The 19,265-nt window shown below is 48.0% G+C and carries 12 protein-coding genes; 3 read left to right on the top strand and 9 right to left on the bottom strand.

The window, feature by feature from the left end; genetic code table 11:
- Positions 1-708: 708 nt before the first annotated feature.
- The 6 genes from MHI38_RS14085 to MHI38_RS14110 all read right to left on the bottom strand — a co-directional run bounded on the left by MHI38_RS14085 (position 709) and on the right by MHI38_RS14110 (position 10,666).
- Positions 709-4,551: a GH32 C-terminal domain-containing protein gene (locus tag MHI38_RS14085; RefSeq protein ID WP_154890235.1), complete on the bottom strand. Its 3,843-nt coding sequence runs from the start codon at positions 4,549-4,551 to the stop codon at positions 709-711.
- Positions 4,552-4,733: 182 nt separating this feature from the next.
- Entirely contained in the window at positions 4,734-5,618 is an 885-nt protein-coding gene (locus tag MHI38_RS14090; protein WP_154890232.1) for an ROK family protein, read from the bottom strand.
- Between the two features lie 20 nt (positions 5,619-5,638).
- Positions 5,639-7,120 (bottom strand): glycoside hydrolase family 32 protein, encoded by a 1,482-nt coding sequence (locus tag MHI38_RS14095; RefSeq protein ID WP_154890230.1) that lies wholly within the window; start codon positions 7,118-7,120, stop codon positions 5,639-5,641.
- 95 nt (positions 7,121-7,215) lie between these two features.
- The gene (locus tag MHI38_RS14100; RefSeq protein WP_154890228.1) at positions 7,216-8,823 is read right to left on the bottom strand and encodes an ABC transporter substrate-binding protein; all 1,608 of its coding nucleotides are present in this window, start codon (positions 8,821-8,823) and stop codon (positions 7,216-7,218) included.
- Positions 8,824-8,873: 50 nt separating this feature from the next.
- Positions 8,874-9,755, bottom strand: a complete 882-nt coding sequence (locus MHI38_RS14105; protein ID WP_154890226.1) for a carbohydrate ABC transporter permease — start codon at positions 9,753-9,755, stop codon at positions 8,874-8,876.
- Positions 9,756-9,772: 17 nt separating this feature from the next.
- Positions 9,773-10,666: an ABC transporter permease gene (locus MHI38_RS14110; RefSeq protein WP_260510993.1), complete on the bottom strand. Its 894-nt coding sequence runs from the start codon at positions 10,664-10,666 to the stop codon at positions 9,773-9,775.
- A gap of 505 nt (positions 10,667-11,171) precedes the next feature.
- Between MHI38_RS14110 and MHI38_RS14115 the strand changes: the two genes are divergently transcribed.
- Positions 11,172-12,233: a LacI family DNA-binding transcriptional regulator gene (locus tag MHI38_RS14115; RefSeq protein ID WP_154890222.1), complete on the top strand. Its 1,062-nt coding sequence runs from the start codon at positions 11,172-11,174 to the stop codon at positions 12,231-12,233.
- Between the two features lie 244 nt (positions 12,234-12,477).
- On the opposite strand, the gene MHI38_RS14120 is transcribed toward MHI38_RS14115, so the two are convergent.
- The 3 genes from MHI38_RS14120 to efeO are packed head-to-tail and all read right to left on the bottom strand — an operon-like array spanning position 12,478 to position 16,731.
- On the bottom strand, positions 12,478-14,592 hold the full coding sequence (locus MHI38_RS14120; RefSeq protein WP_261769309.1) for an FTR1 family iron permease: 2,115 nt from the start codon (positions 14,590-14,592) through the stop codon (positions 12,478-12,480).
- Positions 14,553-15,830: an iron uptake transporter deferrochelatase/peroxidase subunit gene (efeB, locus tag MHI38_RS14125; RefSeq protein WP_154890219.1), complete on the bottom strand. Its 1,278-nt coding sequence runs from the start codon at positions 15,828-15,830 to the stop codon at positions 14,553-14,555. Before efeB ends, MHI38_RS14120 begins: the two co-directional genes overlap by 40 nt.
- A gap of 4 nt (positions 15,831-15,834) precedes the next feature.
- Positions 15,835-16,731, bottom strand: coding sequence for an iron uptake system protein EfeO (gene efeO / locus MHI38_RS14130; protein ID WP_090924102.1), 897 nt, complete (start codon positions 16,729-16,731; stop codon positions 15,835-15,837).
- Between the two features lie 331 nt (positions 16,732-17,062).
- Here efeO and MHI38_RS14135 point away from each other — a divergent pair, with 331 nt between their 5' ends.
- Both MHI38_RS14135 and MHI38_RS14140 read left to right on the top strand, forming a co-directional pair.
- Positions 17,063-18,007 carry a zinc ribbon domain-containing protein gene (locus MHI38_RS14135; protein ID WP_090924101.1) on the top strand — a complete coding sequence of 315 codons (945 nt, stop codon included), beginning with the start codon at positions 17,063-17,065 and terminating at the stop codon, positions 18,005-18,007.
- Between the two features lie 335 nt (positions 18,008-18,342).
- Positions 18,343-19,074, top strand: a complete 732-nt coding sequence (locus tag MHI38_RS14140) for a DUF3105 domain-containing protein (protein ID WP_341181331.1) — start codon at positions 18,343-18,345, stop codon at positions 19,072-19,074.
- Positions 19,075-19,265: the final 191 nt, after the last annotated feature.

A 19,265-nucleotide genomic window follows, 5' to 3' on the forward strand; every position in this document is an offset into this window, starting at 1 on the left:
AACTTAACAATTCCTCAAATTAAAACCTCACTGGCGAGATGATATCGGCTACACAGACAATGATCCTTTGCTGCACCGCTCATCAAGGCAAGAACAACCCAACCATTAAGTTGAACGACATGGATAACACATCTTGCGTAGAAGACAGAATGAACCTGGAGTAACGAAGGGTTCGCCTTTATCCACAGATTTCCACCTTAATTAAAGGCAAAAAAATTTTTGGGGATAACAGCAATCCAATGGTCTTCCTGATTTGCGAAGAATTGACTGTGTTACGAAGGGCTATTTCGACTTAAAATACAAAAAGAAAAGCATTCTTGTATAAACAAGAACACTCTTCTTCCTAAACAGAGGAAAGCGACACCCGCTGCCGATACATCATCGGTTTCTGCTTCAGAATCAATCCGAAGGCAGACACCAGAATATGAATTTTTACGGAGATAGAGCGTGAATCGGATTACGCCGCTGGATGTCACCGCAAAAATGAATTCTGCTGATCCATCCTAGGCCTGTTCCAGAATCACATTCGTGATCGCTCACTGGGTGGACGCATCATATTTCCGCAATATAGCTTAAATAGGCAAACCCATGTGTTGCTCGAGCTTCTCCCGGAATTTCTTCTTATATAAGACTATGTTCTGATCAATGGTCACTCTCAGGAGAGTTGTACCAAATCCGAATAGCTCCTTCGAGATTTCGTTATAACCATTACTGTTGCTTCAGCACCCACTTTTGATGCTCGTTATCTTCAAGGAGTTCACCCATCACCAATTTTGACCCGTCCTCAGTTATGCCGAGTACGTTCCCATTATGAGCACTGGTAATGCGTATCGTCCCATCCTCGTTCTTGGAAATGTGCCAACGTTGATTCGCATACCCGAGATACGAATAGAGCTGAATGCGATTCTGTCCTACATCCCAATCCAGCGCCATTCCGTTCAAAGTTCGAATAGAGTAAGAGCCAGACTCATCCCCAGTTGGTACCAGCACCCATTTGAAACCTCCACTTACATTCTCTGCCTCACTAGTAACCTTTATACCTTCTCCTTCATCAGTTAGAACAGCTTGAATCACAGCAGAACGTCCTGCGTTACGAATGATCACCTGCTCCAACTCGGCTTTCTTCCTATGGGTTGCATTCACATGCTGAAAGGAGGCACTTCCTCCAAATACATGAACACCGAAATGTCCTTCCGCAAACGTCCCATCCTGAATGTCCATCATTCGCTCTCCATCAACATCAACCCGAATCCGGGGACCATCTGCCTGAATTCGAATATGATACGGTTGATCCTTACGAATGAATCTCGGAACTTGGGCAAGTACCTGCCGATTTTCGAATCTCCCGTTTACTTTATAAAAAAGTCGGACGGCCTTCATGTTGGGGTCCACATTCAAGTAATAACCGCTTCGTCCATCCTCGCTTGCACGGAATATAACAGAGCCTGCTCCCCCCTGTGCACCCAGCTTCAGGTCCACATCATATTGGAAATCTCCTGCCGTTTCCTGAGCAATATACTGTGCATCACCGCTTGAATTGCCCTGCATACCTTGGTCAGTAACAAACCAATCGGCAGATGATATATCCGACTTCCAGCCAGATAGGTTGGTATGAAATGTGCCACTGGATACCACAATAGGGATTATGGCAGAAGCTTTACCATTAGCCGTCGAGGCCGTCACCCAGACTTTTCCTTTGCCTACAGCACGAACCAGCGCTTTTGCTTGGTCAGAATGAACGATCTTCACCACTTTAGGATCACTTACTTTCCATTTCAACGGTTGAACACCTTTTCCCGGTCCGCCCTCCACCGTCGCGTACAACGTATGGGTCTGCCCTATACTCGCTGTTCTTCTATGAGTATCTGCAAAGACTTGAATCCCGGGAGATGTGCCCTCTTTCCACATATTGTCCAAGGCGTACACCTTCATGGAACTCACCTTCACTTCCCCGCCAAGGCTATAGAAAGCCATTGTTCTTCCCGCCGGGTCTGGAAAAATGACATCCGAGAAAACAACCTTGCCATCATTGCCAAAGACCTCAACGGAGGACTCATCCACAAATAAGTGTAGTTTAACCTTCTGGTTCTCCAGTGGTAACGGAGCCTCATGAACTTTGGTGAACAAGTCGGAAAAGCTCACGTCCCCCGAGGCAGTACGGTCCACAAACATATTTTGCTGATCCACCCTGTATCCTACTGTGGTTTTCTGCCCCTCCCCTTGACGCAGATGAAAACCGAACTCGGTTACAGCACGGTTAGCCGGAATTTCCACTTCGACTTCAATTTCATATGCTCCTGCGGTAAGGCCATCAAGCGGATTTTGAGATTCAGGTGCTACCCTCAACTGTTCCGTGCTGTACAGGTTTTGCCGCAGTGTCTGAAGCTCATGGATTGGTGTTTGTACCAAACGAACTCCTTCGTTCGTGGTTCGAAGTGATACTTCTCTCGGTATGGTTAGTTGCCCTTTCCAGGTAGAGGTTGGAAAGGCAAACGGATAATCCCAATTCGTCATCCATGCAAGCATGACTTTCCGCTGATCAGGCATATTTGCAAAGGACATCGATGCGTAGAACTCCTTGCCGAAGTCCGTCCTTAGCACCTGACCTGCCGGAAGATCATTCAGAAATTTCCCTTCCGCTGTCAGCTCGCCCACAAAATATTCTGCATCAGATCCCTGAGTTTGGGGATTCGCACCTGTACTGATCATCAGCACCCACTTCTGCTGCCCCGTTCCATCTACAGGTAGCTGAATGAGATCGGGACACTCCCATACACCACCACGAACGTATTTGCCGTATCCGAAGTTATCGGTTAACGTCCAATCGAGCAGATTCGTAGATGTAAAGAACCGGATGTGATCTCCGCCAGACACAACCATCATCCAGCGGTTATGCTCCTCATCCCGTACAACCTTGGGATCACGGAAATCCCAGCTTCCCGGATCATCGCCATTCTGGCCAGGATTATCAATCACGATTGGACGATCTGAAGCATACTGCCAATTCCGACCTTGATCGGTGCTGTACGCGAGACCGATACGCTGATTGCCGCCAGGTTTATCCGGATGATAGGAAGTATAGTACGCAATCAGACCTTTCCCACCTGAATTCGTGAACAGACCCGATGTATTGCTTAGATCAGCAACCGCTGATCCCGACCACACATGACCCTGATCATTCCAAGGCAAGGCAATAGGTAAGCGCTTCCATTTTATAAGATCAGTACTCACCGCATGAGCCCAGGTGCCTCCATCCTGATGAAACAGATGATACTCCCCTTCGTAATAGACCAGTCCATTCGGATCACTGACCGATCCCCGAATCGGAGAATAATGGTACTGCGGTCGATAGTTCTCCTTGTAGTAATTGGACTCTTCCGTCACAAAGATATCCTGAAAATAAGCCATACCTTGTTGAACCACAAGTCCGACATTCCCCTTGGCATAACTCGTGTCTGTGACCTCAACAGCCGGAGGGCTGTAACCATCCACATACACCTGAATCGAGCTACCCGAAGCTATAATTTCGATGTGATGCCTCGCTCCCGGCTCACTTGGGTACTTCAGATTCGAAGTGGCGAGTACAGTACCATCTGCTTTTCGAAGTTGTACCTGAACTTCTTCTCCTTCCTTCATCAAAAGTGCTTCATATCCTTTCGTTCCGTCTGTATTTGCCCTGATTAACAATGCCGCCGAGGAACTTGCATTCGTATGTGCCATGGATATATTTCCCTCATATACAAAATCAGATGCCATCTTCTCGTAAATAACCCTTCCTTTTCCCGGAGCGTCTCCCGTCCCTCGATAACCTTTCACATCCGGCTGCCAATCGCCTGTACTGTTAATTATTTTGCCTATGTTGTTATTCATGGTACTCACCTGCACATTCTGGAATAAAGCCGATCCATCCCATACATGGAGCCCCAGATGTCCTGAAGAATAGGTACTGTCCTTTACATCCATTACCGGGTCATACCGATTATCCCAATATACCAGAAGGCTCCCCCCGTCCGCTTTTACCTTCAGATGATAGATACCTCCCAATTGCAGACTCGTCTTATGTTCTACATTTAATGTTCCCGGCTGCCCGCTTGCATCTCTTAGACGTATCACACCAGCCTCTGGAACGACTTGAAGCATATAGGAAGACCAGCCTGTATCATTGGATCGAAAAATAAGACTGGCATCAGCCTTCATATTCTGAATCTTCACATCAGCTTCATAAATAAAATTATCGGCTCTTGTGGCTGATACAGCCATTACGTTCTCCCCTTCATCCGAAGTCAGATGGAGTCCTTCATCCGTATCTTCCAGACTGCCTCTACCTCGTAATGTCCAATCCGATAGATTGGTATCTGCTTTGGACCCATCAGTCAACACGGCACTCCCCTTTCCCTGTTGTTTCGCTAATCCCTCAGATGTCTGCTTTCCTCCTTGCTGAGTATCCCTATCGGTATCCGTTAGAACGGCGGTCGAATATACTCCTGCAGAAGATGAACCAAGGACACATGATAATAGAACACAACTGATGGATCGGAAGATCCATTTCATGAGCATTCCCTCTTTTCCTGTTGTAGTGGATGACACAAAAATCCCATAAGGGATGGCGCAGCAGTCTCTTCAAGCGAACATTTCGCATACATTCAGCCTTGCGACTTCCCATGCAAAACGCTGAAGCAAAAGTAAACCTGCAACCATCTCCTATGGGATACAAAGGATCAAATACTATGGATTCAACATGGCTTGTTGCTGAACGCTTCCAACCCCAATGCAAGAGCACCGCATAGTCCGGCGTGCTGTCCCAATCCGGGTTGGACAATATATTGGTCGATATGTTGCGTGATCTGAGCTGCATTCAAATATCCATTCAGGTTCTGTACAACCCGCTCCCGGATCATGGGAAGCAGATGATGTTGCTGCATCACTCCACCGCCCAAGATGACCTTTTGCGGCGAATGAAGCAGTATCGCGGTCGTAACAGACTCTGCAATGTAAAAGGATTCTATCTCCCATGCCGAGTGGTCTGCTGGAAGTTCACTACCTGGACGCTGCCAGCGGGCCTGAATGGCCGGGCCTGCAGCCATCCCCTCCAAACAGTCTCCATGATACGGGCATAATCCGGCAAAATGATCCTCTGGGTGCCTTCTCGTCCGGATGTGGCCGCCCTCAGGATGCAATAATCCATGCACGCGCTTGCCACCCGCCACAAGTCCGACCCCAACACCTGTACCGATGGTGTAATACACACAGTTGTCCATGCCTTGCGCTGCTCCCCAGGTGACTTCCCCTAGGGCAGCTGCATTCACATCCGTATCCCATCCGAATGGAATCGCGAATTCACTGTTCAAGGTTCCGACAACATTACAGTTTTCCCAGCCCGGCTTCGGAGTCGTTGTAATGTAGCCATAGGTGGGACTGCCCGGTTGCAGATCAATAGGACCAAAGGAGCCAATACCGATAGCTGCAATGTCTTTATTCCTGAAATAGTCGATAACCTTCGCAAGTGTGGTATCCGGAGGTTCCGTTGGAAAGCTGCACCAATCTTCAATTTCCCCTTGTTCGTTACCTATTCCGCAGACAAACTTTGTTCCGCCCGCTTCAATAGCTCCTATCCGCATTTCCCTGTCCCCCCTTGCGCTCATTTCGACTGACCTTTGGCTTGGATAGGGGATATTTCATAGATATGAAGCGAATTAAATATCATATCATTCTGTTCGGCATGAACAGCGATTCCTATGGAATCCGCATCCGGATAGATCAGATCGGTAATCACTGCCTCACCGTCATTGGCAAATACCTCTACGGAGGAATGATCCACAAAGATACGCAAACGTTGATTGCCACTCACCGCTTTTAACCCGGCCGTATGCCGACCCAGGAAATGCTCATGGAAATTGATAATACCGGATCGACTGCGATCGACATATACTTCACCCTGCGCGGCGTCCAGACCTACAAGCGTTTCATGATCCGCACCACTTCGTAGTACAAATTGAACGGAGGATGCTGAAGGCCATTCCGCATCAATCTCATAGTTCACAAGCTGCAATGCATTCAACTGCTCGCTTACTTGTCTGATCGACACATTCTGTAGCGACAATACGGGCTTGCGGGCCTGCTCCAGCTCACGTGCAGGATACTGAACCAGCATGACTTCTCCGTCCCTTGTCTCCAATGTCAACTCCCTCGCAATCGTCATTGCGCCGCGGTAATCTTCGGTTGGCGTCTGATTGGCGTACATCCAGTTGCTCATCCAGCCCATAAACAAACGTCTGCCATCTTCTGCCGGAATGTCCGACCAACTGACTCCTGCATAATTATCCCGGCCATGATCTAGCCAGCGAACGGTATGCGAAGCTTCGTCTGGAACAAATACCATTCCATCAAATTCTCCAGTGAAGTACTGGGTTCTGGAGCCTTCCTTGAAGGCAGGATCTGCACCAATGCTAACAAGCATCACCCATTTTTCCTTCCCTGAATCCCCATCTACTGCTAGCGGGAACAGGTCAGGACACTCCCATACGCCGTCATGCGAACCAATTCCTGCACCGAACTCACTGCCAAATGTCCAATCCTTTAGATTAGGAGAATGGTACAGACATACCGTTTGACCACAAGCGATAATCATGATCCATTCCTCAGTCTGCTCATGCCAGAATACTTTGGGATCACGGAAATCCACGAACGACTCATGCTCCAGCACTGGATTACCCTCGTATTTCACCCATGTTCTGCCGCTATCCTTGCTATAGGCGAGGCTCTGCCGCTGAATTGGGTGATCGTTCGGCACTTCTAAATGATGAGTGAAAATCGCTACCAATCCTGGCTCACCATCAAAGAATCCAGAAGTATTGTTCCAATCCACCACTGCACTGCCAGAGAATATCATGCCATGTTCATCCGGGGCCAAAGCCACAGAAAGCTCTTCCCAGTTAAGAAAATCTTTAGTTACCGCGTGTCCCCAATGCATCGGTCCCCATGTGGTGCCAAACGGATGATGCTGATAGAACAAGTGATACTCGCCTTTGAAAAATACCATTCCGTTCGGATCGTTCATCCATTTCTCCTTGGGTGAGAAATGATAGACGCTCCGGTAATCAGAAGTTGAAATTGTAGACATGTTGGTTAACTCCTTTGGACAAACCCGTGGTTGGGGACCCTGCTTCACTCGCACAATAGCTGCTATGTAGGGCAGAGTCCCCCATTCAGTTTGTTTTATTTGTTGTTGCGGTCATATCCCGCTTGTTTAATCTGAAGCCATTCTTGCAATCCAAGACGATCCAGTTCTTTCAGATAAGCGTCCCACTCCTGATCGACCTTTCCATTCTGATACCACTCCGTGCGCATACGAAGTACGTAAGCGAACAAATCCGTCTCAATGGTAGATAGGCGGTCGAGTTCATCAATGGAAAAGAACACGCTTGGATAGACGTTTTCCGCTTTCATGTGTGGAACCATAACTTTATCGAGAAGCTCCATACGCCATGCGGCATCTTCCGGTTTGGTTGTGTATTTACCGTAGTAACTGTCGAGAATCGCCAGCGGTCCTGCAATACTTGTTTTTTGTCTAAGCTCAACAGGAGCAGCGCCTTCCAGCGGAAGATGCTTCAGCATCCCCTTGGCTTCATCGAATTCAAAAATATTCTGCTGTGTCTCATCGCCGTACGTTCCCCAGTTGTTCTGTACCGATTGTAGCGGATCGTACAATTGGTCCACCCATTTCGCTGTTGATTCCAGATTTTTGTTGCTGCTCGTAATGACCATGCGTCCCCGATCCAGGCCGATTCCGTTCGTTCTTGTCACATTGGCCTCGCCACCTGGTCCAGCAACGGGGGGAAGCACATCATAGGTATCATTCATGCCTGTGATGTTGGCCTTATCCCAAGTGAAATACATCCCATACTTGTTGTCTTTGCCCTTGGCCAGATACGTATTCCAATCCTGCTGATATGCTTCCACATCCACAAGACCCTCTTTAACCAGTTCGTGAATGTATTGGACCGCTTCCTTGTAACCTTTATCAGCTGCTGTGAAAACCACTTTGCCTTCATTGGTCACCACGGTATGGTCCCAGTTCTCCCCAAGACCAAATGCCGCAAAGAGAAAGGTCAGGTCTTCTCCACCCGGCTTGTTAATGAAAGACAACGGAATTTCGTCTGCTTTGCCATTGCCGTTCGGGTCCTGGGTTTTGAATGCGATCAACACATCTTTCAGTTCTTCGGTTGTTGTCGGCATCTTCAGTCCGAGCTTGTTCAGCCATTCCACGTTGATCCAGGGTAAGTTATCCACCGCCTGAATCCGTTGTTTGCCACTGCCAAGTTCCTCAATCCAGGGGAACGAATAGATATGTCCGTCCGGAGCTGTGATCATGCTCTTGTACTCGGGTGCTTCCTCCAGCACTTTCTTAAAGTTGGGCATATGTTGCTCAATCAAATCTTCCAGTGGAATGATGGCCCCGTCCTTCGCCAGCTTCAGAAGATCATAATCCCCATAACCTGCATCAAAAATGGCATCTGGTAAATCACCGCTGGCTACCGCCAGGTTTCTTTTTTCTGCAAACACATCACTCGTATAGTTTTTCCAGTTGATATGCACATTGGTTTTCTCTTCGAGTCTTTTGTTAATCAGCTTATCGTTTGGATCAGCGGGGGCCAGCGGAGAGCTCTGGGTTATAAAATTCAATGTCACTTTGCCATCAGGTGACTGGGCTTCACTCGCAGCACCGCCTCCACCCCCGCCACAGGCTGAAAGCAGAAGCATCGTAGACAGCATGGCAATAGATGCGGTAGTAACGGCTTTTGGGGACTTGCTTACTTTTTTCATGATAATGACCTCCTTGGGTTGTGTTGGGTAACAATAATTCTAGCTGTTCATTATTTGAGCGAACCTACCATGACACCCTTCTCGAAATATTTCTGAAAGAACGGATACATGATGATGAGTGGCAGACTCGAAATGACAATCGCTGAATATTTGATCATTTCAGAGAGACGTTTCAGTTCCGCCATGGCCAGTTGATCACTAATCATGCCCGGTGCAGCCTGATTCTGAATCAGAATGGAACGCAGTACGAGCTGTAATGGATGCAGGTTCGGATTATCCAGATAGATCATAGCGTCGAAATAGGAATTCCACTGACCTACAAACGCGTACAACGCGAGGACAAAAATAATGGGTTTGGATAAAGGAATGACGATCTGAAAAAAAATCTTCATCTCAGAAGCACCATCGACATTAGCGGCTTCTTTCAGCTCCCGTGGTACGCCTTTGAAGAAGGTTCTGGACAGAATGATGTTCCAGACATTGACGGCACCAGGTAGGATAATCGCCCACACGGTATCCAGCATGCCTAGATTACGGACAAGTAGATACGTTGGAATCAATCCGCCTCCGAAGAACATCGTAATGATGAATATAATCATGAAAAAACCGCGTCCGGCCAGCCTTTCATCCGACAAGGCATAGCCTGCAAATATGGAGACGGTTACGGTCAGCAATGCAAAGGAAACCGAGTACAGCACCGCATTCGCAAAACCTCGGATCATGGCTGGATTGGACAAAATCATCTGATACCCATCCAGGCTCCAGTCGGATACATTAAAGGATAACCCCCGGTTCAGCAGCACCGTCGGGTCCATAAATGAGGCCACAACGATGTAAACCAGGGGGACGACCACAACCAGTACAGCACAGGTAAGAAAAATCGCGTTTAGTGCGAGGATCAGACGATCGAGTCCCGTATGTTTGACGACCATGGATAACCTTCCTTTCCTTAATAAAGACCTTCGCCTTCATTCAATTTTTTTACGATCAGATTCACAGTAACCAGCAATATGACATTGATGACCGAGTTGAACAATCCCACTGCGGCAGAATAAGCGTAATCCCCGGACTGCAAGCCCACCTTGTAGACATACGTGGCGATAATCTCGGAGGAAGGAAGGTTCATGGACGTTTGCATCAGGTAGGCCTTCTCGAATCCAATGGACATGATCCCACCAGCAGCAAGAATAAAGACGATAGCCATAATCGGACGAATCGTTGGAAGATCGATGTGGCGAATACGCTGAATAAGGTTTGCTCCGTCCAGATTGGCCGCATTGTGAAGTTCAGGATCAACATTAGCCAAGGCAGCAACATAGATGATGGAAGCCCAGCCTGCTCCGGTCCAAATGTCCGACAAAATGTAGATCCAGCGGAAATATTCCGGCTCAGACATGAACATGATCGGCTGACCCGTAATCCATGTAGCAATTTGATTGATCGGCCCTGTCGGTGACAGAAAAATAAACAGCATACCAACAACGACAACCACCGATATGAAGTTGGGTGCATACAGAAACAATTGAATATTTTTCTTCACGCCGGCTTTCCGTACCTGATTCAGCATGAGCGCAAGTATAATGGGAACCGGAAAGCTGAATATCAACCCAAAAAAGCTGAGTTTAAGCGTATTCATAAAAATGACATCAAAATTGGGCGAAGCCAAAAACTTCTCGAAATGCTTTAACCCTACCCACTCACTGCCCATGATACCTTTGATCGGACTAAAATCTTTAAATGCAATAACGGCTCCGTACATCGGGATGTATTTGAAGATAAGGGTCAGGATCAGAGCTGGTGCAAGCAACATATACAAAAAATAATGCTTCTTGAATTGCTGCATCCTGTGGCTGACTGATGTCCTATCTTTCAATGCCCTCCCTGTACCCTTTCGGGTATCCATCGTGTTATCCAACACTTTGACCTCCATTCCATCCTGAAGTTTACAATTGTTTGTAGTAAGGGCTTTCAAATTTACAATTGTTTATTTATTGATTTACAATTTAGCAGTAAATATAGGCATTAGTCAATACATTATGTAAAAATAAATTGTGCATGCGAACACATTTTTGTGTTCTTTTCTAAACTATACGTTTTAGAAACGCATAAATAACGCTAGTTCACATATTTAAAAACGCTTCTTTTCCCTGTGAAAACAAGAAAAAAGAACTTAGCAGTGTAAACAAGAGTGGACTATAAAGGAAAAAACAAGCGAACTATACGAACCTAAAATGTAAACTAAATTGTGCATATGTAAAATTAAGATTGCTATTTAATCCGATCTATTATACATTTGACTTAGATCATACTATGGACGATCATTTGATTAATTCGAGGTGAAGGACGAGATGGCAAAAGAAAAAGTTACGATTCAGGACATCGCGGATGCTCTGGGCCTCTCCAGAAATACAGCTTCCAAAGCCCTGAATGACAGCGGGAATATCCCGGAAGAGACACGTAATCGTGTGATTAAGAAAGCAATCGAACTTAAATATAAACAATTCGCCTATATGGAAAGCGAGCATATTGTAACCAAAGTACCACGCAACATTGCCTTGTTAACGGAAAATCTGCCTAACACATCTCATTTTGGCTCGTTGTTGATTAGTGGTCTGGAAAAAAGAATCAGCGCTGAAGGGTACAATCTTTCGATTCATATCGTTCGTGAGATGGATCAGGATGCACTTGCACTACCTAATAATTTCGATATTGCCAATGTGGACGGTATCATATGCATCGAATTGTTTGACTTGAAATATACACAACTGATTACCGATCTGGGCATCCCCACGATCTTTATCGATTGCGCTTCCAACATATGTTACCCGGAGTTTAAGGCAGATTTGCTACTGATGGAGAACGAGCACAGCATATATCAGATGACGAAACAACTCATTGAGGGCGGATGCAACACGATTGGTTTTGCCGGGGATTATAATCATTGCAAAAGCTTTAACGAACGATGGGTCGGTTATCACCGAGCCATGCTGGAAGCAGGGCTACAAGTCGATCTATCCCATTGCATTGTGGATAATGACCGTCTGTGCTTCTCCAAGCCCGGCTGGTTGAACAAGCGAGTGGCCGAACTGAAGTCACTACCTGAGGCTTATATCTGTGCCAACGACTTTATTGCAGTCGATATGATTCGGGCACTGCGAGCGAGGAAAATTACCGTTCCGGAGGATATCGTTGTATGTGGATTCGATAACGCACCTGAATCACGAATTATTGAGCCACAATTAACAACAGTTCATATCTATAGCAACGAAATGGGCATCAAGGCTGCGGAGATGCTGTTATCCCGCATCCATAATCCTTCCCAGCCATATCAAATTTCACATATTGTGACCAAACCAATTATCAGAGAGTCCACTCCTGCATTAATGAAAGCCGATCCACAGACTGTCTAATCTGTCTATATAGGGCTATCCAGAGGATTCATTTCAACCTTAACCTTGCTTTCCTTCTAAGAATCTGTTCTCCTAAAAACAAAAAGCCGTATCTCTCACATCTAATGAATCGTGAAGGATACGGCTTTCTGTATGACTGATCATGTCCGCTAAACAGTGACTATTCCCCATGTCCTTGTCCGTTGCGGCAGGGAAATTCACCCATTTTATCTCTCCATTGATTTGCAGCTCTTGCAGCTCTGTTTTACACAGAAGCTTTCGAAGCTCCCTTGATCGAACGTTTCTCGGTGCGAATCAGACTAAAAATTATATAGAGCAATACCGCCATCTGCGGAACAAAGGTTTCCCACGTTGGATACAACCCAAGCCAACTGAGAGCAGGCAGATCAGGGGCCACATGTGCAGGGAGTGTTGCCGACACCTGCAGGGCATGTATGCTCTCACCCAGAAAACGAAACACCAGATAATAGATTAGCAGCGTTGCTGTAAGGAAAAACCAACGCACGGGCAGACGCACACTGAACTGAATGATAGCTACTGCGAGAACAATAAGAATGACCAGGGCTATACCGATTCCGATAAGCAGCTGGGATAGCTGAATAGCAGGAGCCATTCCGATGTAGAAGCTGGTCGTTTCCGCACCCTCTCTTAATATGGCAAGCCCGGCTACCGCAAAAAGCGACCATAGGCTTCCTCGGGCAAGCGCCCCTCCAACCTGACGTTCTACATAGCTGTTCCATGAGCGTGCGTTAGACTTGCTATGCATCCACTGTCCAACGGTCAACATCAGCACAACCGCCGCAAGTCCGGTGTAACCTTCAATCATTTCGCGTGTACTGCCTGAAGACGCCGCAGCCAGCACCAGTGTTAACACTATAGCCATAATTGCACTAAGCAGCAAGCCACTGCCCGCACCAGCCCAGATCCAGCGATGTGCAGCAGGCTGGCCGCTCTTCTTGGCATAAGCTAGCAAAGCGGCCAAGACCAGAATCGCCTCCAGTCCTTCTCGCAAAAGAATCAGCGCCGCATCCCATGCTGTGTAAGAGGTGGAAGCCGTAAGTGGCCGCAGCCGTTCGATCATACGCATTACAACGTCGGGGGCTTTGGCGGTATTCGGCGGATTAGATACCAGATATCCCGATGCTTCCGTCATATCATTCTCGGTTGCGGTATACGAAGCAGGGGATGATATCTGCACCTGTCCTTCCACGGACGGCCAAGCAATAATAAACTCTTCCATGCCTGTAGCCGCTCCTGAGCTGTCCCCGGCCTGAATCTGTTGCTGCACCTGTTCCAGCAATTGCAACAGATCAGCTAGCGATGCAGAACCAGCGTTGACTGCTTCTTTATCCAGTTCTCCATCCTTGAGTGTACCCATACTGTAATCCGTCAGAAGCGTCACCATTTCGTTCATTTGCTGGATGGCCTGTGTTTCCTTGCGCGGTTCAGCTTGCATTGCAATCCGAATCAGGCTCATCTGTTTCTCAAGCTGGCTGTATACACCAAAGTGATCCTTACGAATCGGAGCTTCCGTGCCTTTCCAGGAAGTAACGATTCGTTTATACGTACGCTCTGCCAGTGGCCAGTCTCCTTTTTGCATTGCGACAAGACTACTGCGGGAATCCGGAAGTAAATGTGCTGCCGCCTTTCGGCCTGCGTCACTACTGCCTTGCGCACTTTGGAATGCTTCTACGTAGGCATTAACTGCCCTTGCAAGGTCAGCCAGTGCGCTCTTGGCTGTATCCGTGTCTTTGTCTTGCAGCGCTCCTTGAACCTTGACAAGTGCATCATTTACGGACGCCGCTAATGCAGTCACCTTCTCTGCATTTTGCTCCGGCTCCAATTGTGCCGCCTGTTGCCATAACGTCTGAAACTCCGTTACATCCCGATTGGCTTCGTCCAGCTTGCCCTGACCCGCCTCTACCAGTGCACTGCCTACAGGAGGAAGCAGGGCATTAAGCTGATCCAGCTTAGCCCTTTCCTTTTGTACAGTAGAAGCTTGAGCACCGGACGCATGAGCAACATCACCGAAAATAGCAGAAGTAATCGCTCCTAAGGTATAGGTACTGCTGTCAGAAGCATCTCCAGCTGCTGCAAAAAAACCTCCTCCCGCCCATGCAAAAGGAAGGACGAGGCATACGAGTATAGATAATGAAACACGCAGCAGACATCTTCTGCTGTGCTCCCTAACGGATGAAAATGTGGCTGTGGTAGATGTGCCGTTGGTCTTCATCCGTGGTTCGCTCCCCCTCTGCTCGCTGCCTGAATGTTGGCCATGCTCCTCTCGAACGATGCCTGTATATCCGCTTCGCCGCATCATCAGAACAATATCTCCCCGATATATCCACCCTGTTTGCATCCGGGGAAACAGGCAAAGACGGCACTACCCACATGCACCGTATATTCATTCAGCTTGTCACTCTTCGCCAGCCGTGTCTGGATGGGGATAAACTGCTTGTCCATATCCCGCTGGTAGCTAATAAATAGCAAGCCTGCGTCGAGCTGGCCTGTTTTGGCATCGAGGCCGCTCGAATACGAGTACGAGCGGCGCAAGATCTGTTGACTCCCGTCTCCCTTGGCGAGCCGCAGATGCGATGTTGCCGGGATTAAGGGCTGTCCATCGGTGGATCTCGCCTGCAGATCCACCGGGTCGAATTCTCCACGGCTGCCAATCGGCGCGCCGCTATCACGGTGGCGACCAAACGTCGCCTCCAGATCCTTCAAGGTGGAGCGGTCCCAGACCTCCACACGCATGCGCACCCGGCGGACGGCCATGTAGCTGCCGCCGGCCATCCACCCCGGACCGTCACTCGGCTGCGCCCAGACGGTCTGGTCCATGAGAACGGCATCCGTAGTATCCGGATTGCCGGTGCCGTCTTTGAAGCCGAGCAGATTGCGCGGTGTTCCACCCGCGGGGGCGGCTCGGCCTGTGCGCTGGAAGCCCTCCTGGGTCCAGCGCAGCACCGCATGCCCTCGCGCAATACGCGCGAGGTTGCGGATCGCATGGAAGGCGACCTGCATATCGTCTGCGCAGACTTGCACGCACAGGTCGCCACCACACCACTTCGGGTCCAGCGCATCCCCGGCAAATGCCGGCAGGTCGCGCAGTCCCCGCGGCTTCGGTCCCTTCAAGCCGAAGCGCCCGTCAAACAAAGACGGCCCCACACCAAACGTCAACGTGGTACGTGACGGTGTCAGGCCTGCCGCCTCCCCCGTATCGGTGGGGGGCGTATTCAGCGTGGTGTTGTGCTCGCCGATCATCTGTCCGGAAGCCATGGCAGCCGAGGCTGCCGTCCAGTCCCGGAACAGACGGCGAAGCTCTTCCACGCTGCCTGCGGTAACGTCAAACGCCGCAAAGCAGATAAAATCCTGCGCGGGCGTAATAATACCTGCCTGATGCTTGCCATAGAAAGGCAATCCCTTATCAGCCGCCGCAGGTTCTACAGCGGCGACAGAAGAGCCTTTGCGGCCCAGCGCCATCAGTCCGCCTGCGCCGCCCCCACCAATAAGCAGACCAAGCCCGGCTACGCCGGTCAGCTTCAGCATTTCACGCCGTGACAACGGCTTTTTCAGCGAATCCTGCTTGTTCTCCGTCATCGTTCTACACTCCCAGTACCTGTCCCATATTGGACAGCGGCTCCGCGAGCGCATCGAGATTCTGGCTTAGCTTGCGCACATCCTCATCCTTCAACTTCTTGTAAGAAACGTACCCGTCACCTTCCTTGAAAGGAGCCAGTTCTTTCTCCAGCGCATCGAATCGATCCGCAATCTGTTGGTTCAACTCTTTGTCCTTGGATGCCAGATCATCCTTCAGCAAGTTGTAAATCTCGCGTGCTCCTTCTACATTCGCCGCAAAATCATACAGATCCGTATGCGAATACCGTTCCTCTTCCCCGGTCACCTTGCTGGAAGATACCTCGTTCAGTAGTTCGACCGCACCCGTGACCATCAGACTTGCATCGATATCCATCGTTTCCACTTTAGCCCGTAGCAGCTTCGCATCACTGAGCAGTGTGTCTGCATATTCGCTCATGCCGTCGGTTGTTTTGTCTGCCCATAATGCTTTCTCAATCCGGTGAAAACCACGCCAGTCTGCAGCTTCAACGTCACCATCACGTGCATCAATGTTAGGGTCCAGATCACCTAGCGCCTCCGCTACCGGTTCAATCCGTTCATAATACATACGTGCCGGGGCATATAACGACTTGGCCTTTTCTAAGTCTCCAGCCTTCACCGCATCCGTAAACTTCTCGGTTTCCTTCACAAACGCATCAATCTGCTCTACGGCAAACGTACGATACCCCTCTACCGCAACAGAGTAATCTGCAACAGTTGCCTCTTGGCCTCCCTTGCTTGTATCCTGAGATGCTGTTTGAGCTTCACTCGTTACAGCTGTCTTCTCAGATGCCTTGTTCAAAGCCGCTCCATCATTGCCACACGCTGCAAGCAGCACCGAAGTCACCATCACGACAGCTGGCAAAGTCACACTTTTTCTCATTCTCAACACGAACACTCCCCTATGAACGCAGTAATTAGGCAACAAACCCTTCAAACAATCCTTTACCGATACAGGAACGTCGAGCAGACATACAAATATCGCTCTTGACCCTAGTTTTTAATTGATAATGATTATCAATTTCGATAATGACATCATAATTCCGCCCCATCTTTATGTCAATATGAAAATATGGCAGGTTATTACGCCTGTTTCATTAGGTTTATTTTGGGTATTTAATTCTGCGATCCATAGACAAAGTTCGTCATAGAACGTTAAAATGAGACACAATGTTAACTTGTTCCATAATTTAAGAAATTGGAGGCTTATGAACATGAAATGCCAAGTATGTAATCATGAAAATGGAGATGCCCAGTTTTGCGAGAAGTGCGGCTCTAACCTGACGGGAACCCATGCTTCTTCTGATCCTGTGGATTCCGTAACACGCACAGATTCAGCTTCCGCTGACTCGGAATACACGCATTGGTCCAGCAACAAGGAATCTGCTTCTCATCAACCAGAACCTACACGCTCTTCTTCGGATTCACCTGTACCATCGCTTGTAAAAGAAACAGCAACGGTACATTCCAGTAATCATGAAGCTCCTGATCACGATACTAACCAAGGTAGCACAGGAAATCAGTGGAACAACTTCGTTCAGAATGAAAAAGTACAGCAAGCCAAAGAAGTAAGCAAACAATACCTGACCTATTTCCTCAGCGTACTGGCTCGTCCGTATCAATCGATGAAAACCGTCGGTGAACAGCATGCCCTAAATGGGTGGCTAACGATGGCATTGTTTGCTGTATTAACCTCTACATATGTTCTGATCACATTTGGCCGCCTCGGTGCGGAAGGCATATTTGTTAGCGGATTTTTGCGCCCTCTCCTGTTTTCAGCTATTATTCTGGTTGCTGCTGTTGCGCTCATCTATGGTGTACTTAAGCTGGAACGGATTACGTTCCGTCCCAAAATTCTGGTTGCCCAGTTCGGAACCTTGCTGGTCCCTGCAATCGCTACGCTTCTGCTCGCTAACTTGATGATTGTGATCTCCTACTCGTTCGCGATCTCCCTACTGGTGCTGTCGTATATTATGGTGTTTGTTGCGATGAATACGGTGCTGTTCCAGCATCCGCTCAATCGGACCAAAGCTGCCATTGACAGCACGTACAGCGTGTTGATTGTGAATGCTGTATTGTTTTACTTAATGTACCGTTTGTTATTTTCGACTATAGCTGGCTTACTTAGCCCGTTATTTTCGCCGTTTGGACGCTTGTAAATTCGTTTCTTCTACTTAAGATTGCTGAAATGGAGACTTCTCCCGATTGTGGGGGGAGTCTTTTTCATTTGCAAAAGGCAACGTTGCGCGGATCATATTCCATACACTATAATGTGTAGTGTAAAAAATATGTTTGTATTTACTTATATGAGCCAGCATTTAGTTGAAGTCACTTTGCTCTACTGTTTTTTCTTTGTTTCTTGCTTGGTTTTTAATGTTTATTAGCTTGTCTGTATGTTTTCTTTATGTTGCTTCACCTTTAACACTACAATATGTAGTGTAACTATTCATTATTTGTTGACGAAAGCGGAGGAATTCGAATGGACATGACCCACATGGATCATATGCAAATGGAACAACAAACGGGGACCTCATATCTATTGCTGATTGTTGGAGCCGCCGTGCTACTACTTTCGATTGCAGCCTATATCTGGGCATCACGTACGCGCGGCAAAATTCTTAGCCACATGAAAAAGAATGAGCGAGCAGCTATTCAGAAGAAAAGCCGCTCGCTCCGGCTCACAGCACATGCCTTGATCGCTGTATCCATCGTAGCCTTCGGCGTATTTTTCCTTCAAGGTGCCGGAAAGACATACGATGTAGCCGACCTCCCGAACAATGCAACCATCGATGTGACGGATGACAAATATTATGGAGCTACCCATACCGAGGAGCCGATCCAGTATGAAATGAAAATACCAACCTCGGGGCCACATAATCCACATGATATCCAATTTGGCTTTTATACCGACTTTCCCGGGTATCCTTATCTGGTTCACAACATGGAGCATGGAGACATCATCATCTATTATCGTGAAAATGCCAGTGATGAACTGAAGGAACATCTCCAATATCTCGCAAAATTTCGCCAAGCCGGGTCAGGCATTCTTGCCGTACCCAACAAAGATATTCCTGACGGTAGCGAGGTCGTTGTGACCGCCTGGACCAAAACAATGAAGCTGGACAAGTTTGATGATGCCAAGGTAGGTACGTTTATCCATCGTTACATCAATCAGGGGCCTGAGAAGATCCCGCCATCCATTCGCCAAGGCGGCGGAACAATGTAGCTTAGCAAATTTAAATGTAACGATCTCCAGAAACCTTATCTTCTGAAAAAGGAGTGCTTAAGCTCAAAAAAATCCTTTTGAGCAAAAAAAGGTCTTTCAGGAATCGTTACATTTTCAACTGTTCATAAAGGACCAATTAGCGCTTCTCAGGATTGTTAGACCCCATAACTGAACGCAGCAGGACACGGCGA

This window comes from Paenibacillus sp. FSL K6-1558, from assembly GCF_038002565.1.
Lineage (GTDB): Bacteria > Bacillota > Bacilli > Paenibacillales > Paenibacillaceae > Paenibacillus > Paenibacillus polysaccharolyticus.